Genomic DNA, 21144 nt, shown 5'->3' on the forward strand with positions numbered 1-21144 from the left:
AATCAGGTGGAAGTCGTGACTTAAAATAGGCACTACCCTTCATCAATCTGATGGCAGTGCCTTTATACATTAGCTTTATGGATCAGATAAATTGTACGCGAGGTGGCGCGTGCATTAAAAAGTTCTGATGTGAAATATTCCACGCGTAAGCCCCCGCCTGAGTGAAAACAAGATAATCGCCTATTTGCAGTTTTTCAACATACTGCTGGGTTGCTAATACATCTTTAGGCGTACATAACTGCCCCACTAAGGTAACCGCTTCCTGATTAATTTTGATGGAAGAAAAACCCCCTTCTATCTCTTTTTCAGGCTCACCATTCACAATAAAAAAGGGATGATCATGGTTTTGCGCTGCCGGCGTTCTAAAGTGGTGTGTGCCGCCGTGGCCTACTGCAAAATACTGTCCATGATTATGTTTTATATCTAATACCTGCATCACGTAAAACCCACAATCAGCAGTCACATAACGGCCACATTCAAAACGAATTTTAACGGCGCTGAGTTGTGATTCTTCAATCAACACATCAAGCTCTTGGCAAAATAATCGCCAATCAAAACGTTGCTCAGGGTTCGCATAATCAATGCCTATCCCGCCGCCGACATTGAGTAAATTAACATCTAACGCATAGCGTTTTTTCCACGTAATAAAGGTATTGAAATAGAGTTTCATCAGCGCTAAATGAACCTGCCTATCCAGTTGATGCGACATTAAATGAAAGTGAAAACCAAGCAACTTAATATGGCTTGAAGCCTTTACCATCGCTAACGCATCCGCTAACTCATTTTCACTTAATCCAAAGGGTGTGGGTTTGCCTCCCATCGTCAGTTTTGTTGCAGGTAATCCCTGCAAAGAGATATTCATGCGTAATAATATTTGGCAATTTTTCTCTTTTTGCTGACAAATTTCAGCGATGCGATTTAGCTCAGTTAAGCTTTCCACATGAATCGCTTCAACGCCTAATTCGATTGCCTGCTCTAATTCGCTGACCAGTTTCCCCGGCCCACCAAAGATTAAAGGCACCTGTGGCTGACATTGATGTAACCAAGCAAGTTCACCACCCGATGCAGCTTCAAAACCATCAACAATAGGCGCTAAAGCATTTAAGATCTGCTCTTCAGGATTGGCTTTGGACGCATAATAGAGTTCACAGTTTTTTGGTAATACCTGCATCATCTCTGTGGCATGTCGCGTTAACGCGGCTAAGTCATAAATATATGCACAGAGTGGTGTTTCTGGTGCTTGTGTTTCTTTTAAGGCAATAATAGTTTTGTTTATTTGAGTGCTCATTATTTTTCCAACAGCTGTAAAAGTGGATTCGGTAAATTTGTATAACTCGACAAACTATCGGCATGTTTTAATAAACGAGTGGTTAAGTTGTTTTTACTCGGAATAGCCTCGCCGCGTAGGAAACCTTGTAACTCTGGTTGCGCCTCTTCTTTTATCTGCCAATTTTTAACAGCTTCAGCGAGCACTAACCACAGTGTTGACTCTAATGCGCGATGACCATTAGCCAGATGGAAAATCGCTTCGCTGACATTATTAATTAATGTGCAATAAGCAATACGGTTCCAACCTAACTCGCGAGTGTAATAAACAGAACTGCGCGCACGCTCAGACATCTCTGTAAGCGATTGCTCAGGCCAATGTGATTGCATCAGTTTGGTGCCCTCTAAATCTCGCAACCAAATATGCGCCGGTAAACCATTTTCAAAACCCACTACGGTATTTTGTAAATGCGGTTCAAAGGCAATACCAAGGTCGAAGAAATAATGGAAAACACCGGGTAACAAGGCATCCAAATAGGCTTCAAACCATTGACTTGCTAATGCGTCATAATCCAGTTTTTTTTGCGTGGCTAATACCTCGATGCGTTTTACACAAATGCTGTCACCTTTTTTATCCCAAGCAAATAATGCCCCCGCCATCTCTGGTTGATACTGCTGTTGCAGTTCATGACTAATGCCATCTCGATACAAGATGCCAAAACATTCAATCACCTCTTTAATATTATCTTGTTCATCTGGCGAAGCGATTGATGACAAATCTAATGTGCTAGCTGCCGGCTCTTGCATCACCGAAAATTTAGGGCAATGTTCTTTCGCCTGCTGTGTATGTGGCTTGATTAATTTACTCAGTTGCACGGCACTTTCTAACTCATACCAAGCATTTTTACGCACACAATTGGTTAAACGCACATGAATGGAGAACTTCATAAAACTATTGGTTTTTTCACAATAAACCGTACGTACTGATGAGGTTGGGAAGACATTTTTACCTAAGGTGCCAACGCCAAAAATCAATCCCGCTTTAATGGCTTTTTTAACCAAAGGTTGTTTTAGAATCGTTTCCACTTCCCACGGGTGACAGGGGTAAAGCAACTCATCGGTGGGATTAACTTGCCCGATTAAATCCGCCGGCGGAAATTCATCACAGCTCATTTGTTTAAGAAATTGTGGCGCGATTTTAAACCAATACAGTGGGAATTGAGCCTGTACTTCAGGCGAACAGCTAATCAGTTGATCAAAAGTCACCCCATCACGGCTCTTAGGTGCAGGGTGCATTGCATGGCCCCAGAGCAGGCTTTGTTCCGATTTAATCAAGCTTGAGTAACCCGTCGCTTCATCTGCGTGGTTGCCATTTTCAATAAATAAACGGGTAATATTGATGCTATTTTGAATTTGTTCTAACAACTCAGTATTAACGTCCGTCGCCATGACCAAAGCAAGATGTTCAACAATTAAACGCGCTAATGTGCTGGCATCAATCGGGTGCCATGCTAAACCTTGGTGCTTTAAATAAGCTTGATTAACAAAACGAACTCGCCCTAATAAACTCACTTGATCCGCTTTAATCAAAATGACCGCATTTGATTCAGGAAACTGTAAACGAATACGTCGATGTTCATTAGCGTTATTAAAATTATCAGCTTTATTAAAATCATTTGATGTCATTTTAAATAAAGCCGGTGCATCGGCTTGATGATCGTCGAGTATTACCTCTCCTTTACCAAGCGCATATTCGCGGATGTAACAATTTAATAAACACATCACCGCATTCATTTCAGATAGGCGTTGGTTTACTTCATTTTTGTATTTGTTGGACGTTGATGTGTTGATATCATGCAGTTGGGTAGACATGTTTAAATGACTCCTTTCTATAAAAAACTAAAACGATAACCGCTAGCAGGCACGCGATGCTGGCTAATAAAAAAGGCCAATGTAATGAGAACTGTTGGCTGATATAACCGGCGCTTAATCCAGCTAACACACCTCCCCATTTTCCCCATGCATCGAAACGACCAAAGCTCAATCCCGCTTTATTGTGTTGTAAGCGTTCACTTAACATAAGATGCAGACCGCTATAACTAAGCAACATACCCAAACCAAATAACAGTCGGTAAATCACTAAACCATCACTACTGCTCAGTAAAAATTGCCCAAAACAGGACACTCCAAGAATGAGTAATCCGATCAGGGTTTGTTTGTGAGCATTCAGTGTTAGCTTGCCAACGCTGGTCGCCAGTAAAATATAAACAAGGTGAGGCAAGCTGTAATAAAAGCCCACCACGCTGTCGCTACTGGTCGCTAATGTTTGCACATAAGGTAAGAAATAAGGGAAAGTGACAACCATCGAAAAACAGAATAAGAACTGTAATAGCAGTACCTGTGACATCTCCTTTTTCTCTGTTCTGTCAGCTGTTGATGATGCTGATGATGCAGTTGTTGGTGATGCTGTTGTTGATAGCAGCGATGATAGCGGTGATTTTTTTGCCTTTGTGCTCAGTTCATCTTTTTCTAAAAACAAACACACCACAAAAGCAATACAGGGCAATATCGCCAAATAACGGTAAATATCGAGGGGAGATTCAATTTGTGTGAATGCCCCCAATACCACCGGCGCACTCACTAATGCGAGCCGTGCTGACAACTGTGTCATGTTTAAGCTTTTTGCTAACGATGCGCCTTTAAACTTGCTGCTTAAATAAGCATTCGAAGCAGCTAACGTACCACCACAAAGGCCCTGCACAATTAAGCCTAAACAAAATAGCCATAATGTATCGGCAAAACCCGAGAGTAAAAATCCAACAATCAAGCCAAGTTGCGCACGTAATAAAGACTGTTTTTTACCAAACTTATCGGCAAATCGCCCCCACCATGTCGCCGTCAAGGCTGCACACAACACAGGTACAATAAACATAATACCCGTGAGGTATTCAGGATCCCCTTCCATTAAACTCGCTAACATACGCGGCATAAATAACGGCATACCCAGTGCGGTAAAGGCGGTCAAAAAATGACATATCAATACCGCATAAATAACTGGCATCATGCTGATTTCACCTGAAAGTCTGCGTGTAAGAAATTAGGCACACTGCGACCATAAAACTTATTAATATCAGCAGCACCCGAAACACGCTTGCTTAACAAACTACCAGAACTCAATAAATATTTAGCGGGCTGGAATTCTGCGGCTAATAAATAATCACGCGCGAACTGTGTTGCAATACCCTCTTCATCAAGCAGATTCAACTGATGCTGTAATGTCTCGCGTAATTGTTTATAGAGCTGTTCAATGGACATCATGTAATAACTTGCCATCGCTTCAAAAATTGCCGCGATATCAAGCTGTAAAGTAATAGTGGTAAACATGTCTGCCAACGCTTGCTCATTATCCACTAAGATACGCGGGTCAATTAATTGCTCCGTTTTGGGCTGAGCATGCTGCCCTAGCGCATTATTAATGTAACGTTCGGCCAACAACCGTGCTGAATCGTTGTCTTTCATGATCAACGTGAGTGGCTGTTGATGAGAAAAAGCAATCACCGCATTTTGCTGATTAGACTCTAATGCAATACCGTATTTAAGCCATAATCGTAGGTGCACACTGAGTAATAATGTTAAATATTGATCCAACCAAACCTGCACATCACCCGCATAAAAATGGTCAATCAAATGCGCTAAATAAATGCGTCCATCGGGCATCTCACTGCCAAATGCAGCCACAGGTACGAGGTGTTTATCATGCATCGATTGCGGGTATTTACGCACAATATAAGCCAGCTCTCTGCTTTCCCCCATGTGTCCGCCATGTTGCTCATCACAATGATCATACAAACCATAAAGCTTAGGATCGTGTTTCGCTAAATCCGTTAATATCTGCTCAAAACAATCACCATCGTATAACGTGCTCGGTTTTATCAGACGTACATTACGTGCCCCCAGTGTTGCCATAATAAGTGGTAATTTAATATGAATTTCAGGACTGCTCAGCACAACGACCGTACGCACAGACAGTGTTGCAGTCACTTCTAATGCTTTAAGTGGCGCTAATACAATACCTGCAAGCGTAAAGTCCAATGTTGGGCAAGTTAATGGATGAACAGGGAACAGTTGATGCGTTTTTTGCAGAGAACTGTTTAATCCCACTTCATAAAACTCAGGCCAGCAGTCAGGCGTTTCACTGGTTAGAGTGACAAGTTGTTTGTCTATCGCGACCCAATTTAAAGCAAAAGGACGACTAAACTCTGGCGCGTAGGATTTTAAAGCCTCGAGATCAAAGCCCGATTTAGCACGCGCAGTTGGGTAATAAGGGTGATCCAGATAAGAGGCCACTTGATCTGAAAATAATAACTGTTCATGCCAAGTGGTTAAATCCGCTAACGGTCTCTTCACTTGTGGCAAACGATTTTTATAAGCAATCTGCGCGAGTTTTCTATGTTCAACAGCACATTCAGCTTCAGTAATATAATGATAAAAGAACTGTTTATCTTCTTCCTCGAGATTATTGGCCAACACGTTTAACCAATCTTTAAAACCATGTTCATACACCACACTGTGTTGGGTTTCTCTTAACCATCCACTATAAGGCGCTTGCCAACTTTGCATATAATGACTTTCAGCAATAGCGACATAAAAAATATCGTTATCTAAGTGACTAATTTTAAGCCAATGTGTTGGCATTTCATGGGGCCACTGTTTACCGACCGTTAATGAGTCAGCATCAATCACCGAGCCTTGAGAAATAATTTCACAGACATTTTCTCGTATACAGGTATTAATAATACGCTGACTAATATAAGCATTATCCATCGCCATTAGTTCACCTCCCAAATAAGCTCATTAATAATTGAAGCCGTTTTTTGTTTGATCTCTTTTAAGGTCGGCCCTGTTGCGGTTAATAACCCCAAATAGTCTTTATTGGAATTGCTCAGGGTAATGTATTGATTTTTTTCTTTTAAAGGCTGGTAGTTAATATTGGTCGCACCTAACTGCTTAGTGAAGGCTGATTGATTTTTCTTTAATAAACCACTTTGATAAGCGGGGAAATATTCGATAACAGCACATTCAGAGTCATTATTAAGCACACCTAATATTTCACCGGCATGCAGTTGTAGGATTTTTTCAAACCAGTTAAAGGTTAATAAATCATTGAGTAAAAACTCTCTGCCATCACCAATACTGCGATAATTTATTTCTACTAACACAGGGCCATTAGCCGTAACAATAAACTCACTGTGGCAAACACCAAAATTAGCGCCAAAGGCTTTGACTTGTTGTAATGCTTGAGCGGCAAACAAGGCGCTGTTTTCACCGTTCCAAATAGCACTTAATTCAATAAAGTGAGGCAAGGGCGATAACTGCACATCAAAACCGCCAATCACAGCAATGTTTTCACCATCACCTAGGGTTTCTAAGGTAAACAATGGCCCTTCAAGGTATGACTCCAGTAAAATAGGCATACTTTTTTTCTTGAATCTGTCTTTATAAGCAATCAGTGCAGCTTCATTTTCACACAAAGCCACATCAAGACTAGAAACACCTTCACGTGGTTTTGCAATAATGGGATAAGTTAAATTTTCTGGTAAAGGGTCACTGGCAAACAAGGTCTGAGAGCAAACATTCTCGATACCTAACGTGGTTAAGGTTTGACGCATTTGGGCTTTGTTTTTGGCCTGATAACAGGTTTTCCAATTTTTACCTGGGCAAGAAAAGTAGTCGGCAACCAGCGCGTTTGATGTTTGCAAATGATCACTGTTTGAGAAAACAACCTGCGGTTTAATATTGTGTCCATCGAGCAAATCAATGATGGCTAACGGATTAAACACATCACACTCTATTATTTGATCCGGCCCATTACAGACCAATGAAAAGTAATGTTTATGATCTAACCCATGATCGGTTAACAACACTACTTGGTACCCGAGCTTTAATGCTGCAGGTATAAAACCTTCGGTTACCGCCCTGTTTTGTACATGCGTAATTATGACCATTATCGGTTTCATCATTATTCCTTTTATAAAGACAGACTTGTTATCAAAAAACCAGTTCAACAAAGTATCACCTTTGTGATACTCATCCCACCAACACAATGATAATGATTATCATTAACATTAAAGTCAAAGTCAAGATTAAATTTGTTTTTAAATAATGATTAGCCCGTTGATAAAAATAAAAAAACTAATGAATAACTTTATGAGATCAATTATCATTACGTTTTAAATCACTTGGCTCTTTAACCACTATGCGTTTCTCTGTTATTTATAAGCTTCTCTTTCTGTTTAGTTTTTCTTTGTTTTCTAGCCAATCCTTTGCGCTGAAAATTGATCATGATGCTGGCTCTATTGAGTTTGATTCAACGCCACAAAGAGTGGTGGTATTAGCTTTTTCTTTTGTTGATGCATTAGCGATTGCGGGCGTTTCCCCCGTGGGTATTGCCGATGATGGAGATAAGAATCGAGTCATTAAACGAGTGAGAGATAACATTGAGGATTGGCAGTCAGTTGGGTCACGTTACCAACCTAGTTTAGAGGCGATTGCAGCCCTTAAACCGGATCTGATTATTGCCGATAGCGGTCGTCACCATTCTATCTATCAAGATTTAACGCGCATTGCCCCTACGTTAATGCTTAAAAGCCGCGGTGTTACTTATCAAGAAAACCTGCTTATTATTGAAAAAATAGCATTAGCCGTAGATAAACAGTCGCGTGTTGAAAAGCGCCTTATCGAGCATAAAAAGCGTATGTTGGACTTCAAAAACAAGTTATCCAATAAAGGCTCGTTCCAGTTTGCCGTGACCAGTGAAAAAGGGATGTGGTTACATAGCCCTTACTCTTACGCGGGCAGTGTGATTGAGGAGTTGGCATTAACTAGTCCATTACCAAGCAGTAATAAACAAGTCTATTTACAAAGCAGTTTTGAACAACTGTTAAGCCTGAATCCAGATTGGTTATTTGTCGGACAATATTCTGATCACAGTGTATTAGACAAATGGCAAAAGAGCCCTTTATGGAAAATGCTCACTATCAGTAAATCACAACAAGTCGTCTCGGTATCCGCAAATGTATGGTCATTAGCCAGTGGGTTATTAGCAGCCGAGCAAATAGCAGAGCAACTTACTCAAGCCGTCAAAAAATGAAAACCATTCAACAAACATTAAACGCTCCAGATTCCTTATTACTCACATTAATAAAGTCATTAACCTCATTAAGCAGTGCCAAAGTCATCGTGCTTTATATGATGTTATTATTGGGTTTTACCCTGTCGTTAGTTGGCCAATCAGAGTTTTCACTGACGCTAAATGATGCCTGGCAAGCATTGATATCGCCCGATAGCGGCAGTATTAAACAGCAAGTTATTTTGTCATTACGTATGCCACGCAGTTTAATTGCTTGTTTAATTGGATTAAATCTCGGCGTTGCGGGTGTTTTAATGCAGGGTTTAACACGTAACCCACTCGCCTCACCGACACTGTTTGCGATTAACTCTGGGGCAGCCTGTTTAATGGCACTGAGCAGTATAGGCGTGGCTTTCATCAGTGCCTTTCCCATCGAAGTGGTTACCTTTATTGGGGCTGCTTTAGGCGGGTTTTTAGTATTTTTTTTAGGCGGAGGGTTAAGTAGTCATCATAATCCTCTGCGTTTGATTCTTGCCGGCATTGCTATTAACGCGCTATTAACCTCGTTAACCCGCGCAGCCTTAATTATCTCCGACGACAAAGCACATACCCTTTTACATTGGTTATCAGGATCACTCAGTGAAGCCGATTGGCAAAATTGGTTACAACTCTGGCCAGTCAGTTTAGTGGCCCTATTAATTGCACTCTCAACCTCTCGGGGTCTCAATTTAAATGCACTTGGCGAACAAACCGCAAGTAGCTTAGGCATGAATGTAAACGCATTACGCATACGCGTTTGCCTCGCAGTTTTGTTGCTCACCGCTATCTCTGTGACCATTGCCGGCCCTATTGTGTTTGTGGGTTTAATTGCCCCACATCTCGCACGATCTCTGTTTGGCAATAATCATTATATGTTGATCCCCGCCAGTGGATTATTAGGTGCAGCCCTTGTTTGCTGGGCAGATTTATTATCACGATTTATTGTGCCACCAGCAGAAACACCGGTTGGCATTATTACCGCATTAATCGGCACCCCGTTTTTTATCTATTTAGTGCTTAAGGAAGAAAAGCAATGACACGCTTTCAAAAATCATTATCAGGTGGCGGTTTATTATTAGTGATATTGGCTGTTTATAGCCTGCTTAATGGCGCCCATCATCTTTCGGTGAACACTGTGGTTAGCACCCTATTTTACGCGGGCGATCAAGACTTTATCGTTAATCATTATCGCCTACCGCGTTTGTTTATCGCTATTTTAGTGGGCATGGGCCTCGCCATTTCAGGTGTATTAACACAGGCTATTATTCGTAACCCACTGGCCTCTCCCGATTTAATGGGCATCAGTGGTGGCGCAGGATTAGCGGCCTGTACCGTATTACTCACGCAGCCTGATATTAACCCCGCATGGTTACCGGTTATTGCCTTACTTGGCGGTTTTACCGCAGCCTTTTTAATTTACTGGTTAAACAGTCGCCATCAACCTAGCCCCGCGCGTTTAGCCTTGCTAGGCATTGCCATCAGCGCTTTTTTATCAAGCTGTATTAATTTTTTATTGGTGCTTTATCCGATTGAAGTCAATAGCGCCATGATTTGGTTAACCGGCAGTTTATGGGGGCGTAATTGGGATTATATCTGGCCTCTATTACCCTGGTTACTGACACTAGTGCCCTTCTCTTATTACCTTGCTTGGCGTTTAGACTTATTTGCCCTAGGGGATGAAACCGCGAGTGCATTAGGTGTTGATACAAAACGCTTGCAAATAATGGCGTTGTTAAGCGCCGTAGCGCTCGCCAGCGTGAGTGTTGCAGTTTGTGGCACCATTGGTTTTGTGGGTTTATTAGCGCCACATTTAGCGCGTTTACTGGTCGGTTCACAGCATAAATTAATGCTCCCAGTGGCCGCATTAATTGGCGCCTTATTAGTCTTAAGCGCCGATACACTCGCACGAAACTTAGCACCTCCATTAGAGCTACCGGCAGGTGTATTAACCGCGATTTTAGGCGCGCCCTATTTTGTTTTTTTACTGCATAGATATAAAGGTTGGTAAGGTGATGAGTCATGATTAACGTTGAAAACTTAACAGTGGGTTACGGGAAAAAACGCATATTAGAAAACCTCAATGTCACTATTCCAAAGGGTAAAATAACGGCACTGATCGGCCCTAATGGCTGTGGAAAATCCACTTTGTTAAAGTCAATTTCAGGCAGCTTAACGCCTTCGACAGGAACAGTGAGTCTGGTTGATCAAGATTTAAGTCAGTTAAACCATAAAAAACGCGCACAACGTTTGTCTATTTTGGCGCAATCACCAATCACACCGGAAGGTATCACAGTACAACAATTGGTTAATTTTGGCCGTAATCCTTACCTGTCACATTGGGGTAAGTTATCTGAGCAAGATCACCACAAAGTGCAATTGGCACTGCAGGAAACTGAGTTACAAGATTTTGCTAATACCGCCCTTAGTTCACTCTCTGGCGGACAACGTCAACGCGCTTGGATAGCCATGATATTGGCGCAGGATACCGAATATGTATTGCTTGATGAACCCACCACTTACTTAGATTTAACCCATCAAGTGGATCTCATGGAGATGATGCGCACGATGAATCGTCAAGGTAAAACTATCGTGGTGGTATTACACGATCTTAATCAAGCGAGTCGTTATTGCGATCATTTAATCGTTATGAAAAAAGGCAAAATAATCGCCCAAGATAGCCCTCAAGAAATTTTTAATGATGCCTTATTAAAGGAAGTGTTCAACCTCGACGCACTCATTATGAACGACCCTGTCGCTAATAAACCCATGTGTATTGCGCTATAAAATGAATTGATAATGAACCACGATTTAATCAGTACCTTTAATCAGCACTTTAATTAAAGGTGCCTCAAGGACTGATTAAAAACTAATTGCTTCGCTCATATCACCCTCACACGCTAAAAACACGCTTGTCGCATCTGCCTCCTGCAGATGCTAAATGATAATAAATACCAACAAACTCTCAAAAACACTTGCAATAAAATTGGTAATGATTATCATTACGGAAATCCCGCAATTCGTACAAACAATGTTAAAAAGCAATAAAGTGAAAAGTAAGTTAATGGCCAACGAAGAGATCTTTGGCATCTTAAATTCGGTGCCATCAGCGATCATCACAGAGATGTTTGCCTTTGCAGGTTATGACTTTGTCATTATTGATACCGAGCATTTATTGTTTTCTCCAGACATATTAGAGCACGCAATACGCGCTGCTGAAAGTGTTGACCTTAGCGTGTTTGTACGTGTTCCTAGCCCCTGCCCTATTGCCATTACCCGTGCGCTTGATGCGGGTGCACAAGGCATTGTTATTTCCCGAGTTAGTAGTTTAAAAGAAGCGCAAACAGCCATTCAATCCTGCTTCTATCCCCCGATAGGCAAGCGTGGCATCACTGGCGGTAAAAATACCGGTTTTGGCACTATCCCGTTATCTGAATATATACAGCAAGCGAATCAACAAGTGATGTTGACCTTAATGATTGAAGATGAAGAAGGCGTTCAGTCCTTACCCGAGATTCTTAAATTGGGTCATATCGATATGATTTTAGAGGGCGCGTTAGACCTGAGTTTATCGATGGGTCACGGCACTGATTTCAACCACATTGAAGTACAGCAAGCCATTTCTACGATGGCCCACCATTGCGCACAGTCAAACGTTAAGTTTTGTGCCATCCCTCGTTTACCTGGGCAGTTACAACAATGGCGAGCAAAAGGGGTAACCACCTTTTTAGCAGGGGAAGACAGAGGACTGATGTTTAAGGCACTAAAACAGCATCTACAACAATTAAAAAATCAATAACAAAATCTTCAAAACTAATTTTTTAAGCTAATTTTTTAAAACTAAGGAAAGTAACATCATGACAAGCAAGCCCTTTAACTTCAAAGTAAAAGTATTATCCATTGCAGTATTAACCGCTATCTCATCAAGTTATGCCTTCGCACAAGAAGCAGATGACAACGATAATGTCGAAAGATTAGTGATTACTGCAGGTGTATTAGGTAATTCTGAGCTTGAAGAGGTCAAGAAATACGAAGGTAATCGTACTGTACTGACTTCGGAAGTATTAACTAAAACTGGCGCGCGCTCAATTGATAGCGCACTGCAACAAGTACCAGGCATTAAGATTGCTGATGAAACAGGCACCGGTGTTTTACCTAACGTTTCTGTTCGTGGTCTAAACGGCAGCCGTAGTGGTTACACACAGTTTCTATTAGATGGTGTGCCAATGACACTGGCGCCTTACGGACATACCGGACAATCATTATTCCCAGCAACACTTGGTATGATTGACCGTATTGATGTTATTCGTGGTGGCGCAGCCGTGCAATACGGACCTAATAATGTTGGCGGTGTTATTAACTTAGTATCTAAGCCTATCCCTGAACAATGGCAAACAAGCGTGAGAGAACGTCTCACTTCATTTGGTGATGATAAGTTCTTGTCTGATACTTACCTGAGCACAGGCGGCGCATTTAATGAATTTTTCTCAGCACGTTTAAGCGCTAACTTTTTAACCGGTGAATCATTTCGTGATCATTCTGACACCGACGTACAAAACTGGATGTTACAAACAGCGTGGCAGATGAATAAAGCACAGAAATTAGAAGCCGTTGTGCAGTATTATGATGCAGAAACGCAATTACCCGGCGCATTAGATAGCGAAGCTTATGAGCAAGATAGAACACAATCATTGCGTCCTAACGATGAGTTTGCTGCCGATACCACCCGTGTTTCATTAAAATATAGCCACAATTTATATAAGTTAGGTTTCATCGATTCAGCTGGTTTTGATATCACCGCATTTGGCCATCAAAGTAAGCGTAATTTTCAGTGGGACTTTTACAACAAAGGCAAAGATACCGATGGCAACTTAGGTTCACACTGGGGTGATACCACACAAGAAGCAACAGATTTACGTACTTCGCCACGTGAATTTAAAGTTTATGGCATCGAGCCAAGAGCAAACTTTTATATCGATGGCACGGTAAGCCAAGATTGGGTGGTCGGTGTACGTTACGTCAACGAAGACATTAACTACAAACTCAACCAAACAGATAACGTCACACAGGAAACCACTTCACCACGTGATTGGCACATGGACACCAATGCAATGGCTTATTACGTAAGTAATAAACTGGGTTTCATGAATGAGCGATTAACAGTGACACCAGGATTACGTTACGAAGATGTGCGCATGGAATTCTCTAACATTGGACAATCCTATGCACAAGAAAACCACGTTCAAGAAATATTACCTGGATTAACATTAGGTTATGAATTCTCAGATGTGCTCTTCTCTTACGCAAATGCACAAAAATCCTTAAGAACGCCACAAATTAGTCAACTATGGCCACAGGATCAAACCTTAGATTCTGAATTATCATGGAACTATGAAGCGGGTTTACGTATCACACCAAGTGATGACACTATGGTCAATGTCGCTTTGTACCGTATTGATTTTGAAAACAAAATCCAATACAGCAAAGACATTAGCCAGTTCATTAATATCGGTGAAACACGCAACCAAGGTGTTGAACTTGAAAGTTCGTTTGCACCCACTGAGTTACTTACCTTACGCGCGGCTTATAACTACTTAGATACAGAGCAACTAGATGGCGTATTCGCGGGTAACGAATTACCTTATGCGTCTAAACACCAAGTATCGGCCAGTGTATTTTACAACCTAAACGGCGTTGATGCTGGCCTATCGGGTTACTACTACAGTAAGTCTTATGCCGATTTAGCGAACTCTGTTGAAGAAAATGAATCAGGCACAGCGGGTGAATTACCGGCTTACACTGTGCTTAACTTAAGTTTGTCGTCAGAAGTTTATAAGCGTGATACACAAAGCTTAAAAGTAGGATTGGCTATTAATAACCTGCTAGACAACCAACACTACTTCCGTGGTTTAGATGTATCGCCGGCTGGACGTGTGCCTGCACCAGGTCGTTCTATTACGCTTGATGTAGGTTACGATTTCTAAGCAGAAAAACAGCTAGAAATAGAACTATAAATAGATCCACAAAATAAAAACCGATAACAAAGGCAAGTGATTCACTATTATTTTTATGTGAGTCACTCGCTTTTTCTATTGTTATTACCCTCCTCTTTTTAGTGATTACTTTGATAAAACACTCAAAATTTAATTTATTTAAAACAAATACCAATCCCCCCTTTTATTACGTGCCTTATAAACACTGCAGAAAAGCATTAACAAGCCATTAACAAGCCGTAAAAATAAAACATCATCCCGCGCCGTTACGCCTCCTAAATGTTAGTTTTTTGTTACACATTAACACCTACTTTTATTGCCACTATTTTTAGTAAAACACAGCCTAAAATTAAATCTAAAATTCTATTTTTGTTGGTTTATTTAATATGAAATGCCTGCGATACTGGCTTGCATCACATTTTTATTTTAAAGTCTTTGAGTAAGGTCAATAGAAATCAAATGGATAAATCCTTAGAAAAACAACTAACAACCTGGCTAAAAGAGCAGAAGACATCCTGTGGTTTCTTCCTTAATTTAACGGTGTTATTTGGTTTATTAACTGGCTTTGCATTAATGTTACAAGCCTACCTACTGTCGACTATTCTGCATGGCATTATCATCAGCGAATTACCCAAGTCGGCCTTTACGAATGACTTTATTTTACTCTTAGTATTAATCCCTATTCGTGCATTATTAGCCTTTGCCCGTGAGCGAAGCAGTTTTGAAGCGGGTAAACGTTTACGACTACAAATTCGTAAAGCGGTATTAGATAAACTCAGCGAATTAGGGCCTGCCTTTATTAAAGGCAAACCCGCAGGTAGCTGGGCAAGCATCGTGTTGGAACAAATTGAAGACTTACAGGATTTTTACGCACGTTATTTACCACAAATGTTATTAGCCGGTTTTATCCCGCTGTGTATTTTGATCGTGGTCTTTTCGCTTAATTGGACTGCCGGCCTGATTCTTTTAACCACGGCACCACTGATTCCACTATTTATGATTTTAGTGGGCATGGGCGCTGCCGATGCAAACCGTAAAAACTTCAGCGCATTAGCACAGTTAAGTGGCCATTTTATGGATCGCTTAAAAGGTTTAAAAACCTTAAAACTGTTTAATCGCAGTGCAGCTGAAATCAGAGAAATAGAATCAGCTTCTGAATCATTTCGTCAACGTACTATGTCTGTTTTACGTTTAGCGTTTTTAAGCTCTGCGGTTTTAGAGTTTTTTGGCGCCGTTTCCATTGCGGTGTTAGCGATCTATTTTGGTTTTAGTTTTTTAGGTCACCTTAATTTTGGTGATTACGGCCAAGGCATTAGCCTCTTTACCGGTTTGTTTATCTTAATGTTAGCGCCTGAGTTTTATCAGCCCCTGCGCGACATGGGAACTCATTACCATGCAAAAGCACTAGCAATAGGCGCAGCTGAAGAATTAAAAGCGTTGCTTGATTATCAAGTTGAAACACCTACTCAAATAAACACCACAGACCATGTTAGCAATAACAATACAGCGGAAAACAGTATTCAAGCGGTAGATTGGACAGCGCCCATTACGCTACAAGCAAGCCAACTGAATGTTTATAGTCACGATGGAATCAAACTTGTCGGGCCGCTGAGCTTTAGCCTTAAAAAAGGAGAGCAATTAGCATTAGTTGGACCAAGTGGCTCCGGGAAAACCAGTTTATTAAATGCCCTGTTAGGTTTTTTACCTTATCAAGGTTCGTTATTAATTAATGGTGTTGAGCTTAATCAAATAGATAAGTCTCAGTGGCGCCAACAACTCGCATGGTTAGGTCAAGACCCACAACTGTTCCATGGCAGTATTTTTGAAAATGTCACTATGGGAGATAGTAATATATCTGCCCAGAGAGTGGAATCCTGTTTACAAAAAGCCGCTATTTGGGACTTTGTTGAACAACAAGATCAAGGCGTAAATCATGCGATTGCAGAACAAATGGCAGGCCTTTCTGTCGGTCAAGCACAGCGTATTGCCCTCGCTCGTGCACTGGCACAAGATGCGCAACTATTTTTGTTAGATGAACCCACGGCCAGTTTAGATCAGCACAGTGAGCAAGCGATCTTCAGCGCGCTCAGTGAGGCAACAAAAACATCGGCGAGTTTAATGGTCACCCATCGTTTAGATCAACTCCAATCAATGCAAAGAATACTGGTCCTCGATAAAGGCATGATTGTGCAACAGGGCGATTTTAATACCTTAAATCTACAGTCTGGTTTGTTTAAGCAGATGCAACAGGATGAAATAGGGCCAACAAATTCAGAGGAGCTAAACCTATGAAGGCGCTATTTCCTTTTATTAAGTTATTTAAACAACAATGGTTCATGATGTGTGTGGGTTTATTATTAAGCACCACCACTTTAATGGCGGGTATCGGCTTATTATCATTATCAGGCTGGTTTTTATCGGCGACGGCCGTTGCAGGGTTAACCTTAGTCACTGCACAAGCTTTTAACTATTTCACTCCCGGGGGCGGTGTGCGTTTTCTGTCGATCATGCGCACGGCAAGTCGTTATGGTGAACGCTTAGCAACCCACGAAGCCACCTTTAAACTACTCACACAATTGCGTGTTTGGACATGGCGAAAGCTTTTACCACTGAGCGCGTCCAACTTGCAAGGTCAACGCCAAGGGGATTTATTAAATCGTTTAGTGGCTGACATCGATACCTTAGATCATCTCTACCTGCGTTTATTAACCCCTATGTTAAGCGCGTTTTTAATGTTGCTTGCGATGTACTTTTTTGTCGCTTGGATAGATGCACAACTGGCCTTGATCTTATGTGGCAGTTTGTTGCTTATGTGGCTTGTTTTACCGTGGTTATTTTACTTTTTAGGGCGAAAACCTGGAGTCTCACAATTACATAACAAACGTATTTATCGCGTACAGGTTTTAGAATTTATTCAAGGCATTGCAGAAATTTCACTGTTTGGGGCAACGCAGCGTTTTCGTGAAAAACTCTCACAGGCAGAAGCCAATTTATTAGACAGCCAGCGTGCAATGGCAAATGTGATGGCTTTTAGCCAAGCATTACTCATTCTCTGCCATGGCGCAGTGGTTGTTTTGATTCTATATCTTGCGGCATCCGGTGTTGGTCAATATCAGCCTCCCGGCGCAATGCTCGCGATGATTGCCTTTATGGTATTAGCTTGTATTGAAATGCTATTACCTATTGCCGGAGCTTTTCAGCATTTATCTTCTTGTGTCGCGGCGGCCACACGTATTAATGATGTGCTCCAACAAACACCCGACATTACCTTTAATGAGCAAAGCACGGCGTTGATTGAACAAGGTAATATTGAATTTAAAGGCATTAACTTTTGTTATCCCGATGCAAATACCAACCACTGCACTAAAAACGATACTGAAGGTGAGAATAAATCCATACTCACAGGTATTAACTTGTCTATTAAAGCCGGTGAAAAAGTCGCATTATTAGGTCAAACAGGCTGTGGTAAATCAACCTTATTATCGTTAATCACCCGTGAATGGCAGGCAAACTCAGGGCAGATTTTAGTCGACGATTTAGCCATTGAACAATATAGCCAAAGTGCCCTCACCTCTGGTATCTCAGTAGTGAGCCAACGTATTTATCTGTTTAGCGGCACACTGAGAAGTAACTTGGTATTAGCCCAGCAACAAAACTCCCCCCTTAACTTTAAAAATGATGCACAACGAAAAGCAGCCCAAGATAAAAACGATATTGTCTTAACCGCGGTATTACATAAAGTAGGATTAGGCGCGCTCACACAAGGTGATCACCCATTAGATGCGTGGATTGGTGAAGGAGGACGACAATTATCAGGCGGTGAACAACGCCGTATTGGTGTTGCCCGCGTGTTATTACACGATGCGCCTATTTTGTTATTAGACGAACCGACTGAGGGACTAGATAAACGCACCGAACGTGAAATATTGGCGCTTCTGTTTGAGTTTGCACAACATAAAAGTGTTTTGATGATCAGCCATCGATTAACCGCGATGAGCCAAATGGATAATATCTATTTAATGGAAGCAGGCAAACTACGCTGCAGTGGTTCCCATCAAACCTTATTAAAAGAAGACAGTTATTACGCCAGTTTGCATCAAAAATTAAGTGACTAAGGGGTTTATTCGCCCTAATTATTTTTAAAAGGGGCTAAATACAGCCCCCAAAGGCTATTTTACAATCTTAGAATAACCCGCTATTTAGCTTAATCGGTCCTTATTTTACGCTAAAAAGGGGGGAAACCACCACATTAAGAAAGTGACTATTCATGCACTCCATGAAAAGTAGCAAATAGCCCATAATGGTCAATATTCGCCCTTATTAGCAAATATAGGGTGAAATTAAGGGTAAAATAATAAAATATCATTCTCAATGATATTAAAAGAAAAAAAAGAACAGTGTAATCTATGTAATGCAACTGCTTTTCTTGTTTTTGTGGCGAAGATAAAAAAACAAAATAAAAATAGCGAAAATTATGATGAAATTTAAAATCTCAGAATGAACAAAAAACAAAGAACCCCACAGACACTAAGCTTACCACTAAATATAGGTAGTTTTTTGTTATCAAAAAACACAATCCAGTTAAAAACCTCTTCTCTAAATACACTGTTTTTTTGTTTATTACGCCCATCAATTACCCAGTGTTACTCTGTACTTTATAAAGCAAATTAGTTCGGAATAAAACATCCAGAACAGCCCCAATCCCGCACCATTGTTATCGCTGACTGTGTTTTTGTTTTTTGACATGGTAGCCAAAAATGCCCTCTGGCAATTGTCGACAGTTACCCATTGCACTAACATAGCTACTCTCTCTTTATATTATTTTGTTACAAGCACGTAAAGTGCATAAAAATTCACAAAAAATATAGCAGAACAGGATTATTTTTAGTTGCTCACGTTTCATAGAAAATTGCAGGGATCTGCTTAATGTCATTATTAGAAGTTAAAAACCTACGTATTGAATATCCATCACGCCATGGCGTGCATGCAGCCGTTAAATCACTTTCCTTCTCTATTGAGCGCGGCGAGATTGTTGGCGTGGTTGGTGAATCGGGTGCAGGGAAATCAACGGTAGGTAATGCCGTGATTGATTTATTAAGCCCACCGGGTGTTATTGCTGACGGTGAAGTTTTCTTAGACGGGGAAAAAATCTCCGGTTTATCTAACGAACAAATGCGCCAAGTACGTGGTAATAAAATTGGTTTTATCTTCCAAGATCCAATGACCTCATTAAACCCGCTATTTACCGTAGAGCGTCAATTAACAGAAACCATACAAGCTAACTTAGATGTCACTTATAAAGAGGCCGTTGAGCGCTCAATAAGCCTGATGCAGCAAGTGGGCATTCCTGAACCAGAATTACGTATCAAACAGTATCCGCATCAATTTTCAGGTGGTATGCGCCAACGTGTGGTTATTGCTATCGCATTATCTGGTGAGCCAGATTTAATTATTGCCGATGAACCGACCACCGCATTAGATGTTTCTATTCAAGATCAAATCCTCAAACTGATCCGAGATTTATGTCTCGAGAAAAATGTTGGCTGTATGTTAGTGACACATGACATGGGTGTCGTTTCAAACGTGACCGATAAAGTGGCAGTAATGTACCGCGGTGATTTAGTTGAATTTGGTCCAACCGAAAAAGTATTAGGCGACCCAGATCACGACTACACACGTAGCTTGATTTCTGCTGTACCTCGTTCAGATATTAAATTAGACCGTTTTCCATTAGTGAGTTATATAGAAGAAGCTCATGAGATGGAAAAACTCGATGTGAAAACACATTGGTTAGGACAAAGTGAAGACCAACGTGAATACACTGGCTCACTACTAACGGTTGAAAACGTCAGCTTACGTTTCAAAACAAAAGACTCATTTTTTGAAAGTAGACGTGAATATGTTCAAGCCTCTGACAATGTAAGTTTCCACATTAACGAAGGTGAAACCTTTGGTTTAGTGGGCGAGTCAGGTTCAGGGAAATCAACTATTGCACGTGTGATTGCCGGTTTATATCCACCTAATGAAGGTAAAGTGACCTTTGAAGGCATTGATTTAACCGCGCTTAAAAGTGAAAAAGAACGTCGTCCGATTAGACGCCAAATGCAAATGGTTTTCCAAAACCCGTATACCTCAATGAATCCACGTATGAAGATATACGACATCATTTCTGAACCGATTCGTTTCCATAAACAGGCTAGCTCAGAAGCACAAATTCGCTCTATCGTGCATGATTTATTAGACCATGTTGGCCTGGGTAAAATGGCTGGCGTGAAATATCCCCATGAATTTTCTGGTGGTCAACGTCAACGTATTTCGATTGCCCGTGCACTTGCTACACGCCCACGTCTATTAATTTGTGATGAACCGACCTCAGCATTAGATGTGTCAGTTCAAGCGCAAATATTAAACCTACTAAAAGACTTACAGGATGAACTTAACCTGACCATGTTATTTATCAGCCACGATTTACCGGTGATTCGCCAGGTATGTGATCGTATTGGTGTGATGAAACAAGGCACGTTATTAGAAGTCTCACCTACCGAGCAACTGTTTACTAACCCGCAACATGACTACAGTAAACATCTGATCTCGTTAATGCCTGAATTTAAAGGGCTACGCACTAAACTATAATCGGCAATTGCCGTGGTCGCAGGCCTAACACTCTGCGATCTTATTATGACAACGGAAATTATTTCCAAACTTATTTTCATACAGGAG

Annotated in this window: 14 protein-coding genes; 9 read left to right on the forward strand and 5 right to left on the reverse strand. The window is 41.1% G+C overall.

Going from position 1 to position 21144, the window contains the following annotated elements; translation table 11 throughout:
• Nucleotides 1–82: 82 nt before the first annotated feature.
• From CXF74_RS10255 to CXF74_RS10275, 5 genes are read right to left on the reverse strand one after another with little or no spacing between them, the layout of a single operon-like run.
• A complete protein-coding gene (locus tag CXF74_RS10255) occupies nt 83–1288 on the reverse strand; it encodes a type III PLP-dependent enzyme (protein WP_101082354.1) in 1206 nt (401 codons plus the stop codon).
• On the reverse strand, nt 1288–3138 hold the full coding sequence (locus tag CXF74_RS10260; protein ID WP_101082355.1) for an IucA/IucC family protein: 1851 nt from the start codon (nt 3136–3138) through the stop codon (nt 1288–1290). Before CXF74_RS10260 ends, CXF74_RS10255 begins: the two co-directional genes overlap by 1 nt.
• Nucleotides 3119–4330 carry an MFS transporter gene (locus CXF74_RS10265; RefSeq protein WP_101082356.1) on the reverse strand — a complete coding sequence of 404 codons (1212 nt, stop codon included), beginning with the start codon at nt 4328–4330 and terminating at the stop codon, nt 3119–3121. Before CXF74_RS10265 ends, CXF74_RS10260 begins: the two co-directional genes overlap by 20 nt.
• Entirely contained in the window at nt 4327–6096 is a 1770-nt protein-coding gene (locus CXF74_RS10270; protein WP_101082357.1) for an IucA/IucC family protein, read from the reverse strand. Before CXF74_RS10270 ends, CXF74_RS10265 begins: the two co-directional genes overlap by 4 nt.
• The gene (locus tag CXF74_RS10275) at nt 6096–7283 is read right to left on the reverse strand and encodes an ATP-grasp domain-containing protein (RefSeq protein ID WP_101082358.1); all 1188 of its coding nucleotides are present in this window, start codon (nt 7281–7283) and stop codon (nt 6096–6098) included. Before CXF74_RS10275 ends, CXF74_RS10270 begins: the two co-directional genes overlap by 1 nt.
• A gap of 239 nt (nt 7284–7522) precedes the next feature.
• Here CXF74_RS10275 and CXF74_RS10280 point away from each other — a divergent pair, with 239 nt between their 5' ends.
• From CXF74_RS10280 to CXF74_RS10320, 9 genes are all read left to right on the forward strand, one after another.
• Nucleotides 7523–8416 carry a Fe(3+) dicitrate ABC transporter substrate-binding protein gene (locus CXF74_RS10280; RefSeq protein WP_101082359.1) on the forward strand — a complete coding sequence of 298 codons (894 nt, stop codon included), beginning with the start codon at nt 7523–7525 and terminating at the stop codon, nt 8414–8416.
• A complete protein-coding gene (locus tag CXF74_RS10285) occupies nt 8413–9471 on the forward strand; it encodes a FecCD family ABC transporter permease (protein ID WP_232772494.1) in 1059 nt (352 codons plus the stop codon). The genes CXF74_RS10280 and CXF74_RS10285 overlap by 4 nt, the downstream gene beginning before the upstream one ends.
• Nucleotides 9468–10442: a FecCD family ABC transporter permease gene (locus CXF74_RS10290; protein ID WP_101082360.1), complete on the forward strand. Its 975-nt coding sequence runs from the start codon at nt 9468–9470 to the stop codon at nt 10440–10442. The genes CXF74_RS10285 and CXF74_RS10290 overlap by 4 nt, the downstream gene beginning before the upstream one ends.
• An 11-nt stretch (nt 10443–10453) precedes the next feature.
• Entirely contained in the window at nt 10454–11218 is a 765-nt protein-coding gene (gene fecE / locus CXF74_RS10295) for a Fe(3+) dicitrate ABC transporter ATP-binding protein FecE (RefSeq protein ID WP_101082361.1), read from the forward strand.
• A gap of 205 nt (nt 11219–11423) precedes the next feature.
• Nucleotides 11424–12230, forward strand: coding sequence for an HpcH/HpaI aldolase family protein (locus tag CXF74_RS10300; RefSeq protein ID WP_232772495.1), 807 nt, complete (start codon nt 11424–11426; stop codon nt 12228–12230).
• 58 nt (nt 12231–12288) lie between these two features.
• On the forward strand, nt 12289–14415 hold the full coding sequence (locus tag CXF74_RS10305) for a TonB-dependent receptor family protein (protein WP_101082362.1): 2127 nt from the start codon (nt 12289–12291) through the stop codon (nt 14413–14415).
• A gap of 468 nt (nt 14416–14883) precedes the next feature.
• Entirely contained in the window at nt 14884–16716 is a 1833-nt protein-coding gene (gene cydD / locus CXF74_RS10310; protein ID WP_101082363.1) for a heme ABC transporter permease/ATP-binding protein CydD, read from the forward strand.
• Nucleotides 16713–18539, forward strand: a complete 1827-nt coding sequence (gene cydC, locus CXF74_RS10315; RefSeq protein ID WP_101082364.1) for a heme ABC transporter ATP-binding protein/permease CydC — start codon at nt 16713–16715, stop codon at nt 18537–18539. The genes cydD and cydC overlap by 4 nt, the downstream gene beginning before the upstream one ends.
• A gap of 811 nt (nt 18540–19350) precedes the next feature.
• Nucleotides 19351–21057 (forward strand): dipeptide ABC transporter ATP-binding protein, encoded by a 1707-nt coding sequence (locus CXF74_RS10320; protein WP_101082365.1) that lies wholly within the window; start codon nt 19351–19353, stop codon nt 21055–21057.
• Nucleotides 21058–21144 lie beyond the last annotated feature (87 nt).

This window comes from Psychromonas sp. Urea-02u-13, assembly GCF_002835995.1.
Classification (GTDB): domain Bacteria; phylum Pseudomonadota; class Gammaproteobacteria; order Enterobacterales; family Psychromonadaceae; genus Psychromonas.

Bases quoted from the DNA above. Each gene is read 5' to 3' on its own strand.
- CXF74_RS10305 (WP_101082362.1), top strand. From the start codon at position 12,289: ATGACAAGCAAGCCCTTTAACTTCAAAGTAAAAGTATTATCCATTGCA.
- CXF74_RS10285 (WP_232772494.1), top strand. From the start codon at position 8,413: ATGAAAACCATTCAACAAACATTAAACGCTCCAGATTCCTTATTACTC.
- CXF74_RS10280 (WP_101082359.1), top strand. From the start codon at position 7,523: ATGCGTTTCTCTGTTATTTATAAGCTTCTCTTTCTGTTTAGTTTTTCT.
- cydD (WP_101082363.1), top strand. From the start codon at position 14,884: ATGGATAAATCCTTAGAAAAACAACTAACAACCTGGCTAAAAGAGCAG.
- fecE (WP_101082361.1), top strand. From the start codon at position 10,454: ATGATTAACGTTGAAAACTTAACAGTGGGTTACGGGAAAAAACGCATA.
- CXF74_RS10270 (WP_101082357.1), bottom strand. From the start codon at position 6,096: ATGGCGATGGATAATGCTTATATTAGTCAGCGTATTATTAATACCTGT.
- cydC (WP_101082364.1), top strand. From the start codon at position 16,713: ATGAAGGCGCTATTTCCTTTTATTAAGTTATTTAAACAACAATGGTTC.
- CXF74_RS10265 (WP_101082356.1), bottom strand. From the start codon at position 4,330: ATGATGCCAGTTATTTATGCGGTATTGATATGTCATTTTTTGACCGCC.
- CXF74_RS10275 (WP_101082358.1), bottom strand. From the start codon at position 7,283: ATGAAACCGATAATGGTCATAATTACGCATGTACAAAACAGGGCGGTA.
- CXF74_RS10300 (WP_232772495.1), top strand. From the start codon at position 11,424: ATGATTATCATTACGGAAATCCCGCAATTCGTACAAACAATGTTAAAA.
- CXF74_RS10255 (WP_101082354.1), bottom strand. From the start codon at position 1,288: ATGAGCACTCAAATAAACAAAACTATTATTGCCTTAAAAGAAACACAA.
- CXF74_RS10290 (WP_101082360.1), top strand. From the start codon at position 9,468: ATGACACGCTTTCAAAAATCATTATCAGGTGGCGGTTTATTATTAGTG.
- CXF74_RS10320 (WP_101082365.1), top strand. From the start codon at position 19,351: ATGTCATTATTAGAAGTTAAAAACCTACGTATTGAATATCCATCACGC.
- CXF74_RS10260 (WP_101082355.1), bottom strand. From the start codon at position 3,138: ATGTCTACCCAACTGCATGATATCAACACATCAACGTCCAACAAATAC.